General features: G+C 55.6%; 15 protein-coding genes. 7 read left to right on the top strand and 8 right to left on the bottom strand.

The annotated features are described in order from the left end of the window. Positions 1-3: 3 nt before the first annotated feature. The 8 genes from EF096_RS16725 to EF096_RS16760 form a co-directional block, all read right to left on the bottom strand. Positions 4-1,734 (bottom strand): bifunctional protein-serine/threonine kinase/phosphatase, encoded by a 1,731-nt coding sequence (locus tag EF096_RS16725; RefSeq protein ID WP_123890942.1) that lies wholly within the window; start codon positions 1,732-1,734, stop codon positions 4-6. A gap of 57 nt (positions 1,735-1,791) precedes the next feature. Continuing rightward, positions 1,792-2,601: a formate/nitrite transporter family protein gene (locus EF096_RS16730; RefSeq protein WP_123890943.1), complete on the bottom strand. Its 810-nt coding sequence runs from the start codon at positions 2,599-2,601 to the stop codon at positions 1,792-1,794. 109 nt (positions 2,602-2,710) lie between these two features. After that, complete coding sequence (gene nirD / locus EF096_RS16735) at positions 2,711-3,088, bottom strand: nitrite reductase small subunit NirD (RefSeq protein WP_123890944.1); 378 nt, start codon at positions 3,086-3,088, stop codon at positions 2,711-2,713. Beyond that, on the bottom strand, positions 3,088-5,646 hold the full coding sequence (gene nirB / locus EF096_RS16740; RefSeq protein ID WP_123890945.1) for a nitrite reductase large subunit NirB: 2,559 nt from the start codon (positions 5,644-5,646) through the stop codon (positions 3,088-3,090). Before nirB ends, nirD begins: the two co-directional genes overlap by 1 nt. A 438-nt stretch (positions 5,647-6,084) precedes the next feature. Beyond that, positions 6,085-6,966: a nitrate- and nitrite sensing domain-containing protein gene (locus tag EF096_RS16745; RefSeq protein WP_123890946.1), complete on the bottom strand. Its 882-nt coding sequence runs from the start codon at positions 6,964-6,966 to the stop codon at positions 6,085-6,087. A gap of 38 nt (positions 6,967-7,004) precedes the next feature. Further along, on the bottom strand, positions 7,005-7,388 hold the full coding sequence (gloA, locus tag EF096_RS16750; RefSeq protein ID WP_123890947.1) for a lactoylglutathione lyase: 384 nt from the start codon (positions 7,386-7,388) through the stop codon (positions 7,005-7,007). 114 nt (positions 7,389-7,502) lie between these two features. Next, positions 7,503-8,720 (bottom strand): argininosuccinate synthase, encoded by a 1,218-nt coding sequence (locus EF096_RS16755; RefSeq protein WP_123890948.1) that lies wholly within the window; start codon positions 8,718-8,720, stop codon positions 7,503-7,505. 168 nt (positions 8,721-8,888) lie between these two features. Continuing rightward, positions 8,889-9,743, bottom strand: a complete 855-nt coding sequence (locus EF096_RS16760; RefSeq protein ID WP_158611306.1) for a flagellar protein MotY — start codon at positions 9,741-9,743, stop codon at positions 8,889-8,891. 220 nt (positions 9,744-9,963) lie between these two features. Between EF096_RS16760 and pyrC the strand changes: the two genes are divergently transcribed. From pyrC to EF096_RS16795, 7 genes are all read left to right on the top strand, one after another. Beyond that, on the top strand, positions 9,964-10,998 hold the full coding sequence (pyrC, locus tag EF096_RS16765) for a dihydroorotase (protein ID WP_123890950.1): 1,035 nt from the start codon (positions 9,964-9,966) through the stop codon (positions 10,996-10,998). 31 nt (positions 10,999-11,029) lie between these two features. Further along, a complete protein-coding gene (rnt, locus tag EF096_RS16770; protein ID WP_177412363.1) occupies positions 11,030-11,710 on the top strand; it encodes a ribonuclease T in 681 nt (226 codons plus the stop codon). A 278-nt stretch (positions 11,711-11,988) separates the two neighbouring features. Then, complete coding sequence (locus EF096_RS16775; RefSeq protein WP_123890951.1) at positions 11,989-12,960, top strand: TAXI family TRAP transporter solute-binding subunit; 972 nt, start codon at positions 11,989-11,991, stop codon at positions 12,958-12,960. Between the two features lie 218 nt (positions 12,961-13,178). Beyond that, positions 13,179-15,782: a TRAP transporter permease gene (locus EF096_RS16780; protein WP_123890952.1), complete on the top strand. Its 2,604-nt coding sequence runs from the start codon at positions 13,179-13,181 to the stop codon at positions 15,780-15,782. 10 nt (positions 15,783-15,792) lie between these two features. Beyond that, positions 15,793-16,221, top strand: coding sequence for a universal stress protein (locus tag EF096_RS16785; RefSeq protein WP_123890953.1), 429 nt, complete (start codon positions 15,793-15,795; stop codon positions 16,219-16,221). 127 nt (positions 16,222-16,348) lie between these two features. Further along, a complete protein-coding gene (locus tag EF096_RS16790; protein WP_123890954.1) occupies positions 16,349-17,566 on the top strand; it encodes a CmpA/NrtA family ABC transporter substrate-binding protein in 1,218 nt (405 codons plus the stop codon). Positions 17,567-17,595: 29 nt separating this feature from the next. Next, positions 17,596-18,174, top strand: a complete 579-nt coding sequence (locus EF096_RS16795) for an ANTAR domain-containing response regulator (RefSeq protein WP_123890955.1) — start codon at positions 17,596-17,598, stop codon at positions 18,172-18,174. Positions 18,175-18,202: the final 28 nt, after the last annotated feature.

Consider the following 18,202-nt stretch of genomic DNA (forward strand, 5'->3'; position numbering starts at 1 on the left):
GCGCTAGCGCGCCAGTAACGCGGCAATCACCATAACCAGCATAAAACACAGGCTTTTCCAGAATAGCAGCGGGTTACGTTCCATCAGCGGTGGTCGCGTTCTATTGAAATAGGCCTGGCTGGGCTGACGCAGATCAAACACAAACTCCGAGAGCGCTTCGTAGCGTTTGTTGGGGTTGGGCTGCAGGGCACGTTTGAGCACCTCGTCTATCCAAGCCGGAATCTCTCGCTCATCGTGCAGGACCGTCTGATACATCAGTTTGTTCTGCGCTGCACGCGTGCGTGCTTTGGCCACTTGGGCGCCGTAAGGTAATTTCCCGGTGAGCATCTGGTAGGTGATAACCGCCAATGAAAACAGGTCAGAGCGTGGCGTGCCGCTGTCACCGATAAAGTACTCGGGCGCGGAGTACTGAACGGTGCCCAGCATCTGTTCGGGCAGTATCTGGGAGCTCATTTCCATCAGTCCGGCCACGCGGGTAGCGCCAAAATCGATGATTTTCACGGTGCCCGTATTATCTATCATGATGTTGTCGGGGCGCAGATCCTGGTGCAACATTTCCATCCGGTGAAAGGCCTGCAGTCCTCTGGCGATCTGCTCGACGATCCCGCGCACCTGCTCCAGGCTCGGCGCAGGATTATCGACCATCCACTGGCGCAGCGTCTGTCCCTCGATATATTCGGTAGCCACATAGAGAAAATTCCGCTGCCTCTCGATACGGCAAGGCTTGAGCACATGCGGACTGTTTAACCGGCGGGCAATCCACTCCTCTAGCATGAAGCGCTCCCGATACGCCGCATCAGCGCCCAGATCAATAGAGGGGGTCTTCAAAATCACCTGCTCGCCGCTCTCCTGATCCACTGCGAGATACACATGACTGCGGCTGCTGGCCTGTACTTCGCGCATGATGCGATAGCCGTCAAACAGTTCGCGCGCTTCAAGCAAAGGAGGTAGCGGCAGGTTGCCAAGCAGCTGATCAGTCAACCAGTCAGCAGCGGTGTCGCGTGTTGGCAGACCGTCTACACGCACCACTTGAACAGTGAGGTTATCGTCGCTACCGCGCGCCAAAGCTTCTGCCACAATCAATTTGGTCGCGAGCTCCAGGTCTGCATGCTGCTCGGCAATGGTCTGAGCAATAAAGGCTACACTGACAAATTCGTAGACACCGTCGGTTGCCAATACAAAGGTATCGCCCTGCGTCACCGGCAGGGCCTGGTAGTCAAGTTCCAGCTGCTGCCTGGCACCCAGCGCACGTGCCAGCTGGCTTTGCTGCTGCGACACCCATAAGCGATGATCCTGCGTGAGCTGCTCCAGCCCGCCGCCTGCCATGCGATAGATGCGCGCATCGCCAACGTGAAACAGGTAGGCTGTGGCCGCTTTTAAAATAAGCGCGCTAAAAGTACAAACGTAACCGCGATCAGCGTCATAGCGATACTGGCTTTGTCGCGTCTGGGCATACAGCCAGGAATTGGTGGCCATCAGCACGCGCTGCGCTGACTGCTTTACGCTCCAGGCCTCGGAGGTGCAGTAGTAGTCTGCCAGAAACCCCGTTACCGCGGCTTCACTGGCGACCTGGCTCAGACTGCTGCTGCTGATACCATCAGCCAGAGCAATGGCAATACCCTTGGTACTTAGCTGGGGCTCGGCCGGAACCCACGCGCCGTGAAAGTCCTGATTCAGGTCTTTCACGCCCTTGTCCGAATGCTGCCCCACACTCACTGAGAGCTGTTTATACATGCGTTATACACTCAAAAACCCCGACGCCGCCGGGGTAGTCACAGAGTAGCGAGCGCGTTAGAGCACGCGCTTGGGAGCGGTGCGCACGTGGGTGGTATAGAGCGTAAGACCGGTAAAGGCCAGACCGCCGACCAGGTTACCTAGCGCGGTGGGGATCTCGTTCCAGATCATGTAATCCATGACCGAGAAATCTCCGCCCATGATCATCGCTGAGGGAAACAGAAACATGTTGACCACCGAGTGCTCAAAGCCCATGTAAAAGAACAACATGATCGGCATCCACATGGCAATCACCTTGCCACTGACCGAGGTAGAAATCATAGCCCCTACCACGCCCATGGATACCATCCAGTTGCAAAGCATCCCGCGCAGAAAAATGGTCAGCCAGCCAGCGATACCATACTCAGCGTACCCCAGAGTCCGAGCTTCACCGATGTGCGAAATTTTTTCGCCAATCGCGCCCGGATCGGTGGAGAAACCGTAGGTATAAACAAAGGCCATCATCAAAGCCACGGTGAGCGCGCCAGCAAAGTTGCCGACAAACACCAATCCCCAATTGCGCAGCAGGCCGCCCATGGTCACACCAGGGCGCTTATCGAGCAGCGCGAGGGGCACCAACATGAAGACCCCAGTCAGCAGGTCAAAGCCCATCAGGTAGAGCATCACAAAACCCACCGGGAACAAAATGGCACCGATCAGCGGGTTCCCCGTCTGTACCGTAATGGCAATCGCAAATACCGCCGCCAGTGCCAGAATGGCACCGGCCATGAATGAGCGGATCAAGGTATCGCGTGTGGACATGAAAACCTTGGACTCACCCGCATCCACCATCTTGGTGACAAACTCGGCAGGAACTAAATAAGACATGACGTGACTCTCTCTGTACTCAATCGTTTAAGGTGGCTGACGTGCGTATCAGGCAGCAGCGCGCCAGTACTGCTGGTTCGGCCAGCCGAAACCGGCCTGGCCAAGCGGATTATTCAGTCGCTATTGCCACTTCCACCCGGTCGTCGCTCAGCCGAACTGGCCATACGCGCAAGCGCTGCTCTGGATACTCGACGCAGCTGCCGTCGACCAACCTAAAGTGCTGTTTGTACAAAGGCGATGCAATTACCAGATCCCCCTTGATATACCCGACGATGCCACGACCTATCACGTTTGCGCCTGACTTGGGGTCGCGATTCTCAACCGCAAAAAGCTGCTCACCTTCGCTGTACTGGGGTAAATGAAACAGGGCAACCTGGGTATTATCCAGCAGCGCGACCACGCCCGAGTTGGCCACCAGATCCTGACGCGTGCAGAGCACACGCCAGGCAACGGATTGTTGCTCCGCACTTTGGCTGTGTTCGATCATCAGAGTGCCTCCTCGGCCAGCGGTATGAGGTTTAGCTCATGAGCCTGAAGCGGCCGACGCTGCTCACGTTCCTTGACGAACTTGATATCCGGATCACCGCGCTCGTCATTAACAAAGGTGCGAAAACGCTTGAGCTTTTCCGGGTCCTTCAGGGCATTGGCCCATTCACATTCATAGCGATCAATGACCAACTGCATCTGGGATTCCAGCTCAGCGCCCAGCGCCAGGCTGTCATTGATGATGACGTCTTTCAGGTAATCCAGACCGCCCTCAAGACCTTCACGCCAGACCGAGGTGCGCTGCAACCGGTCAGCCGTGCGCACGTAAAACATCAGGAAGCGATCGATATAGCGGATCAGCGTTTGATCATCGAGATCGGTGGCGAACAGTTCTGCGTGACGCGGCCGCATGCCGCCGTTACCAGCGACGTAAAGGTTCCAGCCGTTCTCGGTGGCGATGACGCCCACGTCCTTGCTTTGCGCCTCAGCGCATTCGCGCGTGCAGCCCGAGACCCCAAACTTGATTTTATGGGGTGAGCGCAGGCCTTTGTATCGATTTTCCAGTACCAGCGCCATGCCCACACTGTCCTGCACACCGTAGCGACACCAGGTACTGCCAACGCAGGATTTGACCGTGCGCAGCGACTTACCATAGGCATGACCTGTCTCGAAACCTGCGTCAATCAGCTCGCCCCAGATGTCCGGTAACTGATGCAACTCGGCGCCGAACAGATCAATTCGCTGGCCGCCGGTAATTTTGGTATAGAGGTCGTATTTCTTGGCAACCGCGCCGAGAGCAATGAGTTTGTCGGGGGTGATCTCACCGCCAGCAATACGCGGCACAACCGAATAGGTACCGTTGTTCTGCATATTGGCCATGAAAGTATCGTTGGTGTCCTGCAGCGGCACCAACGAAGGGGCGGTGATCGGCTGATTCCAGCAGGAAGCCAGAATCGAACCCACAGCCGGCTTGCAGATATCGCAGCCTATTTGGCCGTAGCCATGCTTGGTCAACAGCTCGTCAAAGCTGATTATGCCCTCAACCCGGACAATGCCATAAAGCTCCTGCCGGGTATGGGCAAAGTGCTCACACAGGCTTTTATCGACCTCAACGCCGCGCGCACTGAGTTCATGCTCAAACACCTGCTTGAGCAGCGCACTGCAACCTCCGCATCCTGTACCCGCCTTGGTCGCCGCTTTGAGATCGCCGAGGTCAACACAGCCGGCATCTACCTGACAGCAAACAGCGCCCTTGCTGACGTTATGACAAGAGCAGATTGTGGCAGTATCCGGCAGCGCGTCAGCACCGAGTGCCGGAGCGCCCTCACCGGCGGGCAAGATCAAACTGGCCGGATCAGCCGGCAGTTTGATGCCGTTTTGCGCGTACTGCAGCAGCGTGTCGTAGAAGCTGTTGTCACCCACCAAGACCGCGCCAATCACCTGGCTGCCATCCGGCGATACCACAAGGCGCCGGTAGCTGGAGTTGACCTCATCATTAAAGCGGTAGCTTTTGGCACCCGGTGTAGCGGCGTGCGCATCGCCAATGGAGCCTACATCCACACCCAACAGCTTCAATTTGGTGGACATATCCGCGCCAATAAAGCTCTCGTGTGGTTCACCCATTAGCAGCGATGCCAGATTACGTGCCATGGTGTAACCCGGTGCAACCAGACCAAAAACGTTTCCTTTCCAGGACGCGCACTCGCCGATGGCAAAAATATCAGGATCGCTGGTTTGGTAATCGCTGTCGATTACCACGCCGCCGCGCTCCGCGACGTTGAGCCCGGCGTTGTGGCCCAGAGCATCCTGCGGGCGGATGCCAGCGGAAAATACGATTAGATCGGTTTCCAGCGACTCGCCATCACTGAAGTTCATGCGGTAGGCATACTCTTCGCCAGCTACAATTTCACTGGTTGCGCGGTTTAGGTGTACACGCACGCCCAGTTCTTCGATTCGGGCCTTCAATGCAGCGCCACCATCGGGATCAAGCTGCACAGGCATTAACCGCGGGGCAAATTCAACAACATGGGCTTCCAGGCCCAGTGACTTGAGTGCATTGGCCGCTTCCAGCCCGAGCAGTCCGCCGCCGACGATGACACCGCGACGCGCGCCCTTGGCCGCCGCGCGGATGGCGTCGAGGTCGTCCAGCGTGCGGTAAACCAGTCGTGAGTTACCGTCAGCACCGGCAATCGGCGGCACGAAAGGATAGGAACCTGTTGCTAGCACCAAACGGTCATAGGCTTGCCGCCCTTCGCTGGTCACGACCTCTTTGCGCTCGCGGTCGATCTCCAACACCGCCACACCCAGGTGCATATGCACCCCATGCTGTTCATAAAAACCAGCTTCGCACATGGCTAATGACTCGGCATCGCGTCCGCCGAAATACTCCGACAGGTGCACACGATCATAAGCCCGCTGACGCTCCTCACCGAACACGTGAACTTGATAATGGGCAAGCGCTCCTCGCTCAGTCAGTTGTTCGACGCAATGATGGCCGACCATACCGTTACCGATGATGACTAGTGTCTGATTATTGATCGGTGTCATATTCGAGTTCATCGCCTTTCCTCAGTCGAAGCCGCAGCCGGCAACAGCCGGCAAAAAAACAAAAAAAAACGCCTGGAGCCCTATTGGGACTCCAGGCGCCGTTGCCTGGTACTGATCAAATTGTGTTGGGCGCTAGCCGGAGCTTCGTTGCTCGGATCACCCGCTTCCTAGCCTTGAGGCAGGTGATCTACGATGACCACCGGAAGCATGGCTGTATAGAAATAGCCGTTGCTCTAACAAAGCAACAGGCATGCCAAGATAGAGAAAAAAACCTTCGGGTAAGCGGGAGGGAACCGATATAAGATTAAAAACCATTAAATACAATAATTTAAAATAAAACAGCAGGCCAAAAGCACTAGAATAACTCTCTGATTAAAGAGCTGTTGAGTGATTCCAAGGTGAGCCAGAAGGGGGCAATTTCAACAGAGAACACTATTTTGGTGCGACTACTTAGACTTGATCGGCATTCAGAAAATTGGTGTCAAGCAATCCTGAACCTAGCGCTAGCCGACCTAACAACAGGTCTACCAGTTGCAGTTGAGCGCTGATCGCCCGGGTAGCGACCTGAAAGAATTCGACCGAGTGCACCTTAGGTCCCTTCTGGCTTTCAAGTATCGAGCGAATACGGTCAAGCAATATATCCAGCGCATCCTCCGCCTCGCGTACAGACGAGCTGACCAGATCCCGCAGCTCAGGATCTGAAATCAGCCTGGCCAAGGCGGCATAAGCTTGCTCCTGGATTTGCGCACTCAGAATCTGCAAGCGGTCCCGCCAGATGGGCAGGTTTTGCCGATTAGCCGCAATACCTGTCCCCAAAGCGCGACTTTGCCCAACCAGCTCAATATTGTGCAGCAATTCCAGCCATATACCTTCAGCTTGGGGAGCCAAACGTCCCAGGCACACCAAGTCAAAGCGCGACGCGAGCGCTTCAATTGTCTGCAGCAGGGACGCCGTCATCTGATTGTGCAGTAACAGCAAATGCGCTGCGGTGTGGTGATCGAAGCCAGCTTCTATCTTTTGCCATAGATCACGTGTCTGGTGCCAACTGTCGTACCAGTAGAGCGACGCTTCGTAGTGGCCGATATTTCTAAGCAGACGCAGCAGTTGTTGATGCACCGACCAGCGTCGTGCCTCCAATGCGTGCTCTCCCGACATGACACCAAAGGAGAGTCCGCGGTGGCGCTGCAGCTGCTCCAGCAATTGCCGCAGCAGAAAAATGTGCGCAATCGCCTGACGCCGCTGCTCTGTCTCTTCCCGCTTACGTACGTGGCGCAGCCGGCATACCGCAAGCGTTGAAAGCAACACAATGGCGATGAGCAACATCCATATCATGCCAATACTTCCCTGAAGGCCTCTGGGGCGGTTTCACATCACTTTTTACCGAGCAACTCAATACGGTAACCGTCTGGATCTTCGACAAACGCCAATACGCTTTGTCCATGCTTCATCGGACCCGGTTCTCGCACTACATTGCCACCGGCAGCCTTGATTTGTTCGCAAGCCTTGTAAACGTCCAGCACTTCAATAGCGATGTGCCCATAACCGGACCCCAGGTCATACTCATTGGTGTCCCAATTGTGGGTCAGCTCCAGCGCGGTATGTTCTGCTTCATTACCGTAGCCGACAAAGGCCAGGGTAAAACGTCCTTCCGGGTAGTCCCTGCGGCGCAACAGCGTCATACCCAAAACCTCGGTATAAAAGGCGATGGATTTTTCCAGATTACCCACACGCAACATCGTGTGCAGAATACGCATAGTTAAAGCCCTGATTGGATATACAAAGTTAAAGCTACAAGCCTGCGCCCAGTCTAGCCAGACTGACAGCAAAACGCCCGGATAAACCGGGCGTTTTCATTACTGTCTTATTGCTCAGAGCAACTTGCGGCCCTTGTTGGCAGCGATCCGCATACGCAGCGCATTCAACTTGATGAAACCAGCGGCATCTGCCTGATCGTAGGCACCCGCATCATCCTCAAAGGTCGCGATGTTGGCATCAAACAGCGAATCATCTGATTTGCGGCCAACAACCATGACGTTGCCCTTGTAAAGCTTGAGACGGACAACACCATTAACCTGCGCCTGCGAGGCATCAATCATCTGCTGCAGCATGACGCGCTCAGGGCTCCACCAGAAACCGTTATAGATCAGCTCGGCATACTTGGGCATCAAGCTATCTTTCAGGTGAGCAACTTCACGATCCAGCGTGATCGACTCAATCGCACGATGCCCCTTGAGCATGATGGTACCACCGGGCGTTTCATAGCAACCGCGTGATTTCATACCGACAAAGCGGTTTTCAACGATATCCAAACGGCCGATACCGTTATCGCCGCCTACTTTGTTCAGGTAAGCCAGCACGGTAGCCGGGCTCATATCCTTGCCATCGATAGATACGATGTCACCATTCTGGTAACCGAGTTCGATGTAGGTCGCTTGGTTAGGTGCGTTTTCTGGTGAAACGGACCAACGCCACATATCTTCTTCATGTTCTGCCCAGGTATCTTCCAGCACACCACCTTCATAGGAGATGTGCAGCAAGTTGGCATCCATGGAGTAAGGCGACTTCTTCTTACCGTGGCGCTCGATCGGAATATCGTGCTTGGCAGCGTAATCCATCAGCTTTTCACGGGACAACAGGTCCCATTCACGCCAGGGTGCGATTACCTTCACGCCCGGCTTGAGCGCATAGGCACCCAATTCAAAGCGAACCTGATCGTTACCCTTGCCGGTAGCACCATGGGAAATGGCGTCAGCGCCGGTCTCGTTGGCAATTTCAATCAAACGCTTGGCAATCAGCGGACGGGCAATAGAGGTACCCAGCAAATACTCGCCTTCATACACTGTATTGGCGCGGAACATAGGGAATACGAAGTCACGAACGAACTCTTCGCGCAGATCATCAATGTAGATTTCCTTCACACCCATGGCTTGCGCCTTGGCACGCGCGGGCTCTACCTCTTCGCCCTGCCCCAGGTCGGCGGTGAAGGTGACCACTTCGCAGCCGTAGGTATCTTCCAACCATTTAAGGATTACCGACGTATCCAGACCGCCGGAATAGGCCAGGACGACTTTATTGACTTCTGCCATTGATGAGCTCCCTTAACAAGACTGTAACGCCACTCGCACAGGAGCGGACGAAAGGCCGCTATTCTAGCGTTAAGGCACGAGGAATCACAGGGCAGCTATGGAGAGATTGTGCATGCAGGCACGCAAAAACGCCGATAATGCGCACAGAGCACGCAAGGAAAGGTGAGATCAGTTCTTTTCCAGCCGCAACATTACCCGGCGGTTGGCCTTGCGCCCCTGATCGGTTCTGTTACTTGCAACGGGATAGCGATCACCATGAAAGCGCATGACGAACAATTCATCGTCGATGCCCTGCTCTACCAGATAATCTTTCACGGCCAGCACTCGCTGACGTGAAAGCTCGCGATTATCCAGTCGGTTGCCCTGGTTATCAGAGTGGCCATCGAGAAGAATATCCTTAAGGTCGTCTTCCTCAGCCTTGATGTAAATGACTGCCGTGTCGAGCATCGCCTTTGCCTGCGCACTCAGTCCGGAGCCGCCAGAACCAAAGCTGATCAAGCTCTCGGCAATCTGCGCGTAGCTCAGAGGTAACAATCCGCTGACGCATTTCTGAAAATCCAGCCAGGCATCCTGATAGCCGACACTTGAGACCACCACACGCACCGGGTCACTGCCGGCAAACCCCGTGCGCATAATGGTCGGCTGCAGCCCGGAGGCAAGACCAGCGAGCATGCGGCCAGCCTGCTGTTGCGGCACCAACATGGTGCCCTCCCCCTGCTTCACAGCAATGCGACCGACAGGGACAACGGCGGTGCCGGGCCGCCAGGCTGGAGGCTCGTTATATAGTTGCGCCGCACCAGAGCTCATGTGATTGTCCCACGCCTTAAGCTCGAAGGCAGCAGGCTCGCCAGCATTGCGCACGAAGGTCGCCTCACCGTAACCGGCAACCGACTGACTCAGGCGACAGGCAAACTGATCACCCGTGACCTGCCACTGCACATCTTCCATGCGCGTCTGAAAAGTCAGAGCCTGGGCAGGCAAGGCCAGTGCAAGCAGAATTGCCGGGTATGTTCGCGTAAGCACGCTTCTCACCTCTTCAACCGTCGACCTGATGCCGACGCAATGAATCTCTCTTGCCTGTCTCATCGGCGGCACGAGACAAATCTTTACCCAAAGCGGCAGTTAAATCAGATCAATTGGGCCAAGCAGCACCCAGACACAGCCGAGCGGCACGGTTGGGCTGTGTGAAAAAGCCAAGGATTGCGGTAGCATTACGGCATTATCTTGCTCTGGACCCACCCGCATGACTGACCGCCTCACGCTGACCCGCCCGGACGATTGGCACATCCATCTTCGCGATGGAAAGATGCTTGACTACACTGTTGCAGACGCTGCCCGCACCTTTGGCCGCGCGATAATCATGCCCAATCTGGTGCCGCCGGTGCGTGATGCGCAGGAAGCAGCGGACTACAAAGCGCGGATTCTCGCCGCTCGCCCTGTCGGTTCGCACTTTGAACCACTGATGGTTCTGTATCTGACTGATCAAACCAGCCCCGAGATCGTGCGTGCAGCCATGCAAAGCGGACAAGCCATTGCCGCCAAGCTTTACCCGGCAGGTGCAACGACCAACTCGCAGTCCGGCGTAACCAATCTGGAGAATATCTACCCCGCGCTGGAAGCGATGGCTGATATTGGTATGCCGTTGCTGGTGCATGGTGAGGTAACCCATAGCAGCGTTGATATTTTTGATCGGGAAAAAGCCTTCATTGATCAACAACTGGTGCAGTTGGTAGAGCGCTTTCCGACGCTCAAGGTGGTGTTTGAACACATTACAACGGCCGATGCGGTGGAGTTCGTCAAACAAGCGCCAGCCAACGTGGGCGCGACCATTACTGCGCACCACCTGTTGTTCAACCGCAACCACATGTTGGTCGGTGGTATTCGCCCGCACCTTTTTTGCCTGCCGATCCTGAAGCGAGAGACTCATCAACAGGCCCTCTGTGATGCGGTCGCATCAGGTTCCAGCAAGTTCTTTCTGGGCACTGACTCAGCGCCCCACGCACAACATGCGAAGGAAGCCGCTTGTGGCTGCGCTGGCTGCTACAGCGCCTACGCCGCCATAGAGCTCTACGCGGAAGCCTTCGACAGTCTTGGCGCGCTGGATAAGCTGGAAGCCTTTGCCAGCTTCCACGGCCCCGACTTCTACGGTTTGCCGCGCAACACGGACCAGATCACTCTGATTCGTGATAGCTGGCAGGCGCCAGAACAGCTACCCTTTGGCGATCAGCTTGTGATTCCACTACGTGCCGGTGAAAACCTGCACTGGCGTCTAGCCTGACCACCCCTCTTTGCGATGCTAAGGATTACGCGTGAGTGAGTTCGACTTTGATAGTGAAAACGATGGTCTGGACGCACCAACCTCCAGCAAACCAAAATCGCCAATGGCCTACCGATTCCGGGGGTTCCTGCCGGTCGTGATCGACGTCGAAACCGGCGGATTCAACGCCGCTACTGACGCCCTGCTGGAAATTGCTGCTACTACTATCAGTATGGACGATGAGGGTATGGTTTACCCTGACCAGACCCACTTCTTCCGCGTCGAACCCTTCGAAGGCGCCAACATCGAGGCCGCCGCGCTAGAGTTCACCGGCATCAAGCTGGATCATCCGTTGCGTCAGGCGGTGAGCGAAGAACACGCCATCACAGAAATCTTCAAGCACGTGCGCAAGGCGGTCAAATCCGCTGGTTGCAAACGTGCGGTGCTGGTTGGCCACAACGCATTCTTTGATCTCGGGTTCGTCAACGCGGCAGTCGAGCGTATTCAGATCAAGCGCAATCCATTCCACCCTTTCTCCTGTTTCGATACCGCAACGCTGGGCGGGCTGGCTTATGGACAGACTGTACTGGCCAAGGCGTGCAATGCAGCCGGTATGGATTTTGATGGTCGTGAAGCCCACTCAGCGCGCTACGACACCGAGAAAACGGCTGAGCTGTTCTGCACCATTGTGAATCGCTGGCGCGAGATGGGCGGCTGGCCACCGGTAGATTGAGTTGCGTGTCTCCTCACACTACCCGCTCACTCATCAGCACCAGAAGTAACTGATGAGTGAGCACTACCACACAATGGTGATACACCGCTGCGCGGGCGCTTGCTCCTACCCTGAACCGCAGGTATGTTTTAATAGAAGTGAAATCATCCACTACACTATTGATTCAAGACCGGGAATTTAATTGCTTTCAGTGCTGTACAACGGCATTGAGTCAACCACTTGGCTCGCGGTCTACCCACTGCAGTCATGAATAATCAGAAAAACAGGAGTTATCTCACATGAAGCGCAAATCCCTTGCCCTGCTGTTCTCGGCCACTATCGGATACGCCACCCTCGCGGCAACCCCTGCTGTTGCGGAAGAATTTGTCACTATAGGTACCGGCGGCCAAACCGGCGTCTACTATGTGGTCGGACAGTCAGTCTGCCGCCTGATCAACCGCAATAGCGAAGAGCACGGCATTCGCTGCAACGCTCCCTCCAGCGGCGGCTCAGTTGCCAACGTCAACTCCATTCGCGGTGGCGAGATGGATATGGGCGTGGTCCAGTCTGACGTTCAGTACAAGGCCTACGAAGGCGTACAGAACTTTGAAGCAGACGGCGCATTCACCGGTATGCGTGCGCTTTTTGCTCTGCACGGCGAGCCGCTGACCATCGTTGCCCGTCGCGATGCCGACATTACCGGCGTAAAAGACCTGAAAGGCAAGCGTGTCAACATTGGTAACCCTGGCTCAGGTCAGCGCGACACCATGGACGTGGTCATGGAATCGCTGGGCTGGACCGTTGAGGACTTCTCCCTTGCATCCGAACTGGGCGCAGCTGAGCAGGCCGCAGCTCTGGGCGACAACAACGTTGATGCCATGGTTTATGTAGCAGGCCACCCGAATGGTTCCATTCAGGAAGCAACCACCACAGTAGACTCGGTCCTGGTCTCGGTAGATGGGCCAGAAATCGATAAACTGGTCGCAGATCGCTCGTACTACGCCAAGGCCGTTATTCCCGGTGGCCTTTATCGCGGTAACGACGCAGACGTAAATACCTTTGGTGTGCGCGCTACGCTGGTTGCGTCTGATCAGGTCAGCGATGAAGTGGTCTATCAAACCGTAAAAGCGGTATTTGAAAACTTTGACCGCTTCAAGCGCCTGCATCCTGCCTTCGCCACCTTGAAAGAAGAGCAGATGATTTCCGAAGGTCTATCCGCGCCATTGCACGACGGCGCAGTGCGTTACTACAAGGAACGTGGCTGGTTGTAAGCCACACTGCGAGCCGCCCAACCGGGCGGCTCGCTTGTTTCAGCACTACGCATATCGTTTCACGTGTTTCTTTCCGCCCTTCTCTTTTACCGGCGGATAATTGCAGTAACCGGCGCTCCACAAGAGCATGCCGGTGTGCTGGCAAGCCTTCACCACGGTCTTGCCTCGTTAGCCTAAAGCGACATCATAAGATCAAATAACGGGAGTAGCTCGCAGCCATGAGCCAAACAAGCGACGCGACAAGCACCAATAGCAATGATCTGGAAGACCTTGTTGCAACCAGCGATACCGGCGCCCGAAAACCAACGGGCATGGCAAGAAAGCTACTACTGTCTATCGCTGCATTATGGTCAGTATTCCAGCTGTGGATCGCCTCACCGCTGCCGTTCATGATCGGCATGGGCGTGTTCAACAGCACAGAGTCACGCTCGATACACCTGTCTTTTGCCGTATTCTTGGGCTTTATGGCCTACCCGGCATTCAAGCGCTCACCCAGGGATCACATTCCAATCATCGATTGGATTCTTGCCTTGGTCGCCGCCTTTTGCGCCTCTTATCTGTTTTTCTTCTATGCCGACCTGGCGGACAGACCTGGCAAGCCCATTACCCAGGATGTAGTGATCGCGATTATCGGCATCGTCACGCTGCTCGAGGCGACCCGCCGGGCGCTCGGTCCGCCACTGATGATTGTGGCATTGATCTTCATCGTTTATTCGGTAGCTGGGCCGCATATGCCAGGCATTCTGGCTCACCGCGGCGTCAGTCTTGAATCACTCGCCAATCACCAATGGCTTACTACCCAAGGTGTATTCGGTATTGCTCTGGGTGTATCTACCAGCTTTGTTTTCCTGTTTGTTTTGTTTGGCTCGCTGCTCGACAAGGCCGGCGCGGGCAACTACTTCATCAAAGTGGCGTTCTCCCTGCTCGGCCACTATCGCGGTGGCCCGGCCAAGGCGGCCGTCGTCGCGTCCGGTATGACCGGGCTGATCTCCGGCTCATCGATTGCCAACACCGTCACCACGGGTACCTTCACCATTCCGATGATGAAGCGCGTAGGCTTTTCTTCGGAAAAAGCCGGCGCCGTCGAAGTCGCTTCCTCGGTCAACGGCCAAATCATGCCGCCGGTCATGGGTGCCGCGGCCTTCTTGATGGTCGAGTACGTGGGCATTTCCTACGTCGAGGTAATCAAGCACGCTTTCCTGCCTGCGCTGATCTCCTACATCGCCCTGATTTACATCGTGCATCTGGAGGCGGTCAAGGCTGGCATGGAGGGCCTGCAGAGCAGTAACCCACCCAAACCACTAGTGCGCAAGATCATCGGCTTCCTGACGGGTCTCATACTACTGATGGCACTGTCTTTTGCCGTCTACTACGGTCTAGGCTGGCTGAAACCCGCGCTCGGTGATGCCGCCAGCTGGGTCATCGCTGCCGGGCTGGCTGCAGTCTATGTAGGCCTGCTCAAGATAGGTTCGCAGTATCCCGAGCTGGAGCTGGATGATGCCGACTCACCGGTAGTAACACTGCCGCAAACCAAGCCTACGGTCATGTCTGGTCTGCATTACATACTGCCGGTCATCGTGCTGATCTGGTGCCTGATGGTAGAGCGCCTGTCGCCGGGCCTATCGGCGTTCTGGGCAACCGTGTTCATGATTGTCATTATCCTGACCCAGCGCCCGCTGATGGCCATCTTCCGTAAACAGTCCAGCCTCAGCGCAGACCTGATGCAAGGCGCTGATGACCTCTGGCAAGGCCTGGTCGCCGGTGCTCGCAACATGATCGGTATCGGCATCGCAACCGCTACCGCCGGCATCATCGTTGGCGCCGTATCACAAACCGGGGTGGGCTTGGTGCTGGCTGATCTGGTCGAGATACTCTCGATGGGCAACCTGCTACTGATGCTTGCGCTGACTGCCGTACTTAGCCTTATTCTCGGCATGGGCCTGCCCACCACCGCCAACTACATCGTGGTATCGGCGCTTTTGGCTCCGGTCATTGTGACCCTGGGACAGGAAAGCGGCCTGATTGTACCGCTGATCGCCGTTCACCTTTTTGTCTTCTACTTCGGCATCATGGCAGACGTGACTCCGCCCGTAGGTCTAGCCTCTTTTGCCGCTGCCGCCGTATCGGGCGGCGATCCCATCCGTACTGGCTTTCAGGCCTTTTACTACAGCCTGCGCACCGCGGCGCTGCCCTTCCTGTTCATCTTCAATACCGACCTACTCTTGATCGATGTGAGCTGGGCACAAGGCATTTTGATTTTCTTCGTGGCGACCATCGCCATGCTGATTTTTGCCGCCGGTACGCAAGGCTGGATGATTGTCAAAAGCCGCTGGTATGAAAGTCTGTTACTCCTGCTGGTTGCTTTCACCTTGTTCCGCCCCGGCTTCTGGATGGACATGCTGCACGATCCCTATCGCAGCATCCCGCCTGCCCAGCTGGAGCAAACACTGGGCAGCGTAGATAAGGGCAGCAATCTGCGCGTTCAGATCAATGGCGAAGACGATATCGGCCAGCCACGCAACTTCTTTGTGCTGGTCCCGGTTCCTGAGGGCGACACCGCGCAAGAGCGCATGGACAACCTCGGATTGATGCTGATGGAAGACGGCGACCGCACCATCGTCGACATGGTCACCTACGGTAGCGTCGCGGCCGATCTGGGTTTCCAGTTCGACCAGGAAATTGTCGAAATACTCGCACCGGTAGACCGCTGGGCCAAGGAGTGGATGTGGCTGCCTGGGCTCGCGGTATTCCTGCTGGTTATCGGCTTGCAGTGGCGCCGGCGCCCCGCCAACACCTCCAAAGCCACTGCAACTACTGCGTAAGGTAACGGCCATGTACAACAAGATTCTGCTACCGATCGACTTGAACCATAAACAGTCCTGGAGTAAAGCGCTGCCCACCGCGCTGAACTTCTGTCAGACCTACAATGCCTCTTTGCACGTCATCATGGTGCTGCCCAACTTTGGCATGCCCATGGTTGGCGGCTTTTTCCCAAAAGAGTTTGCCGAGAAAGCCAAGAAAACACTAACCGACAATCTGCGCGAGTTCGTGAAAGAAAACGTCCCAAAGGAAATCAAGGTCCAGCGTATCGTCGCGGACGGGAAACCCTATGAAGCCATCCTTAAAATGGCCAAGAAGATTGATGTGGATCTAATTATCATGGCCTCGCACAAGCGCAAGCGCTTGGAAGACTATCTCTTGGGCACCAACGCCCTGCGGGTGGTACAACAATCCAAGCGCTCAGTCATGATAGTGCGCTGAAGAGAACGAAAATAGTGCAAGAAATAGCGCCCTGGCTCGGCCTTGTAGCAGGCAAAGGTTAAACAGAAAACATGCCTGTTAACGATGCGGTCCACGGCGCTTTTTACTGCAGGCTCAGGACGAAAAAATGAAGCAGAACGACAGTCCACGCGGAGACACGCTCGCCTGGATCAATGGCAGCGACGCTCCGGAAAAGCACATCTTGAACCTCGGGTTTATGCCACTGACTGACTCGGCCTCACTCATTGTGGCCGCAACGCAGGGATTTTCCCAGCCATACGGACTGACACTAAACCTGCGCCGCCAGCAATCTTGGTCTGCCCTGCGAGACGGTTTGCTGAACGGCGAACTGGACGCCGCCCAAGGCCTCTACGGTCTGGCCTACAGCATACAATTAGGCTTGGGCAGTGCACCAACGCCTATGGCGGTGTTGATGGGCCTGAATCAGAACGGCCAAAGCATCAATCTATCACAGGCGATGCTGGAAAGCGGCGTCAACAGCAGCCAAGCGCTCATCGCACAAGCCAAGCACAAAAGTCGCAAGCTCTGCCTGGCGCACACCTTTCCCACGGGTACCCATGCGATGTGGCTTTACTACTGGCTTGCTGCCCATGGTATTCACCCACTGAAGGATGTAGACACCCGCGTAGTGCCGCCCTCACTGATGGTTGAGCACTTGCGCGCAGGCCGTATTGACGGTTTTTGTGCAGGCGAACCCTGGGGTGCTCACGCGATTCAAAGCGGCATGGGATTTACTTTGGCTACCAGCCAGTCGGTTTGGCCTGATCATCCAGAAAAAGTACTTTGTGCCACTCAACGCTTTGTTGAGCAGTATCCCAATACCGCCCGGGCACTAATCATGTCCATTCTGGATGCGAGCCGTTTTATCGAAGAGAGCGAAGACAACCGTTGCAGTACCGCACAGCTCATCAGCGGCGCTGACTATGTCAACGCACCTCTGACATCACTGCAGCCGCGCATGTTAGGCAACTACGTTGATGGCTGTGACCATGACTGGCACGACGCTCACCCTCTGCGTTTTCACGGTAATGGTGAGGTAAACATGCCTTATCTTTCTGATGGGCTCTGGTTCATGACTCAGTTCCGACGCTGGGGACTACTGCGGGAAGACCCGGACTATTTTGCCGTCGCCAAGCAGGTCCAGCAGGTGGACTTGTATAAACAGGCGGCTAACGCTCTGGGTATCAGTCTGCCCACCAGCATGTTGCGCAGTAGCACCCTGATGGACGGGAAGATATGGGACGGCACAAACCCGACAGCTTATGCCCATAGTTTTGATCTGCACGCCATCGCCGATCCGCGTGCAACGCGACAAGCCAACTGAACTTATCATCCAGGATTGATTGATAAACCATGCTCCGCATTTTGCTGATAAACGATACCGTTAAAAAAGTCGGCAAGCTCAAGCAAGCGCTGCTGGAGGCAGGCTTTGAGGTGATCGACGAATCAGGTTTGACCATCGATCTTCCGGCACGGGTACAGAGCGCCAAACCCGATGTTATTCTGATAGACAGTGACTCTCCGGGTCGGGACGTGATGGAGCAGGTCTGCCTGTTCAGCCGGGACCTGCCTCACCCCATTGCGTTGTTCACCGACGAACAAGATCCCGGCATCATGCGCCAGGCAATTCAATCGGGGGTCAGCGCCTACATAGTTGAAGGTGTTGAGAGTTCTCGACTGAAAGCAATACTGGATGTCGCCATGGTGCGGTTCGAGAGCGATCAGAAGCTCCGTGCCGAACTGCATGCCAGAGAACAACAGCTGAGTGAACGCAAGCGGGTCGAAAAAGCCAAAGGCTTGTTGATGAAGATGAAAAGCTGCGATGAGTCAGAAGCCCATACTCTAATGAGACGGCAGGCCATGAGCCGTCAACAAAAACTAGTTCAAGTCGCGGAACAAATCATTGCCATGCATGAGATGCTTGGCGAATAAGACTCACACTGGCACATATCCTGCTAAA

The organism is Pseudomonas neustonica (genome assembly GCF_003797945.1).
Lineage (GTDB): Bacteria > Pseudomonadota > Gammaproteobacteria > Pseudomonadales > Pseudomonadaceae > Halopseudomonas > Halopseudomonas neustonica.

Coding starts and splice junctions, on each gene's coding strand:
- EF096_RS16725 (WP_123890942.1), bottom strand. CDS start 1,734: ATGTATAAACAGCTCTCAGTGAGTGTGGGGCAGCATTCGGACAAGGGC.
- EF096_RS16730 (WP_123890943.1), bottom strand. CDS start 2,601: ATGTCTTATTTAGTTCCTGCCGAGTTTGTCACCAAGATGGTGGATGCG.
- nirD (WP_123890944.1), bottom strand. CDS start 3,088: ATGATCGAACACAGCCAAAGTGCGGAGCAACAATCCGTTGCCTGGCGT.
- nirB (WP_123890945.1), bottom strand. CDS start 5,646: ATGAACTCGAATATGACACCGATCAATAATCAGACACTAGTCATCATC.
- EF096_RS16745 (WP_123890946.1), bottom strand. CDS start 6,966: ATGATATGGATGTTGCTCATCGCCATTGTGTTGCTTTCAACGCTTGCG.
- gloA (WP_123890947.1), bottom strand. CDS start 7,388: ATGCGTATTCTGCACACGATGTTGCGTGTGGGTAATCTGGAAAAATCC.
- EF096_RS16755 (WP_123890948.1), bottom strand. CDS start 8,720: ATGGCAGAAGTCAATAAAGTCGTCCTGGCCTATTCCGGCGGTCTGGAT.
- pyrC (WP_123890950.1), top strand. CDS start 9,964: ATGACTGACCGCCTCACGCTGACCCGCCCGGACGATTGGCACATCCAT.
- EF096_RS16775 (WP_123890951.1), top strand. CDS start 11,989: ATGAAGCGCAAATCCCTTGCCCTGCTGTTCTCGGCCACTATCGGATAC.
- EF096_RS16780 (WP_123890952.1), top strand. CDS start 13,179: ATGAGCCAAACAAGCGACGCGACAAGCACCAATAGCAATGATCTGGAA.
- EF096_RS16785 (WP_123890953.1), top strand. CDS start 15,793: ATGTACAACAAGATTCTGCTACCGATCGACTTGAACCATAAACAGTCC.
- EF096_RS16790 (WP_123890954.1), top strand. CDS start 16,349: ATGAAGCAGAACGACAGTCCACGCGGAGACACGCTCGCCTGGATCAAT.
- EF096_RS16795 (WP_123890955.1), top strand. CDS start 17,596: ATGCTCCGCATTTTGCTGATAAACGATACCGTTAAAAAAGTCGGCAAG.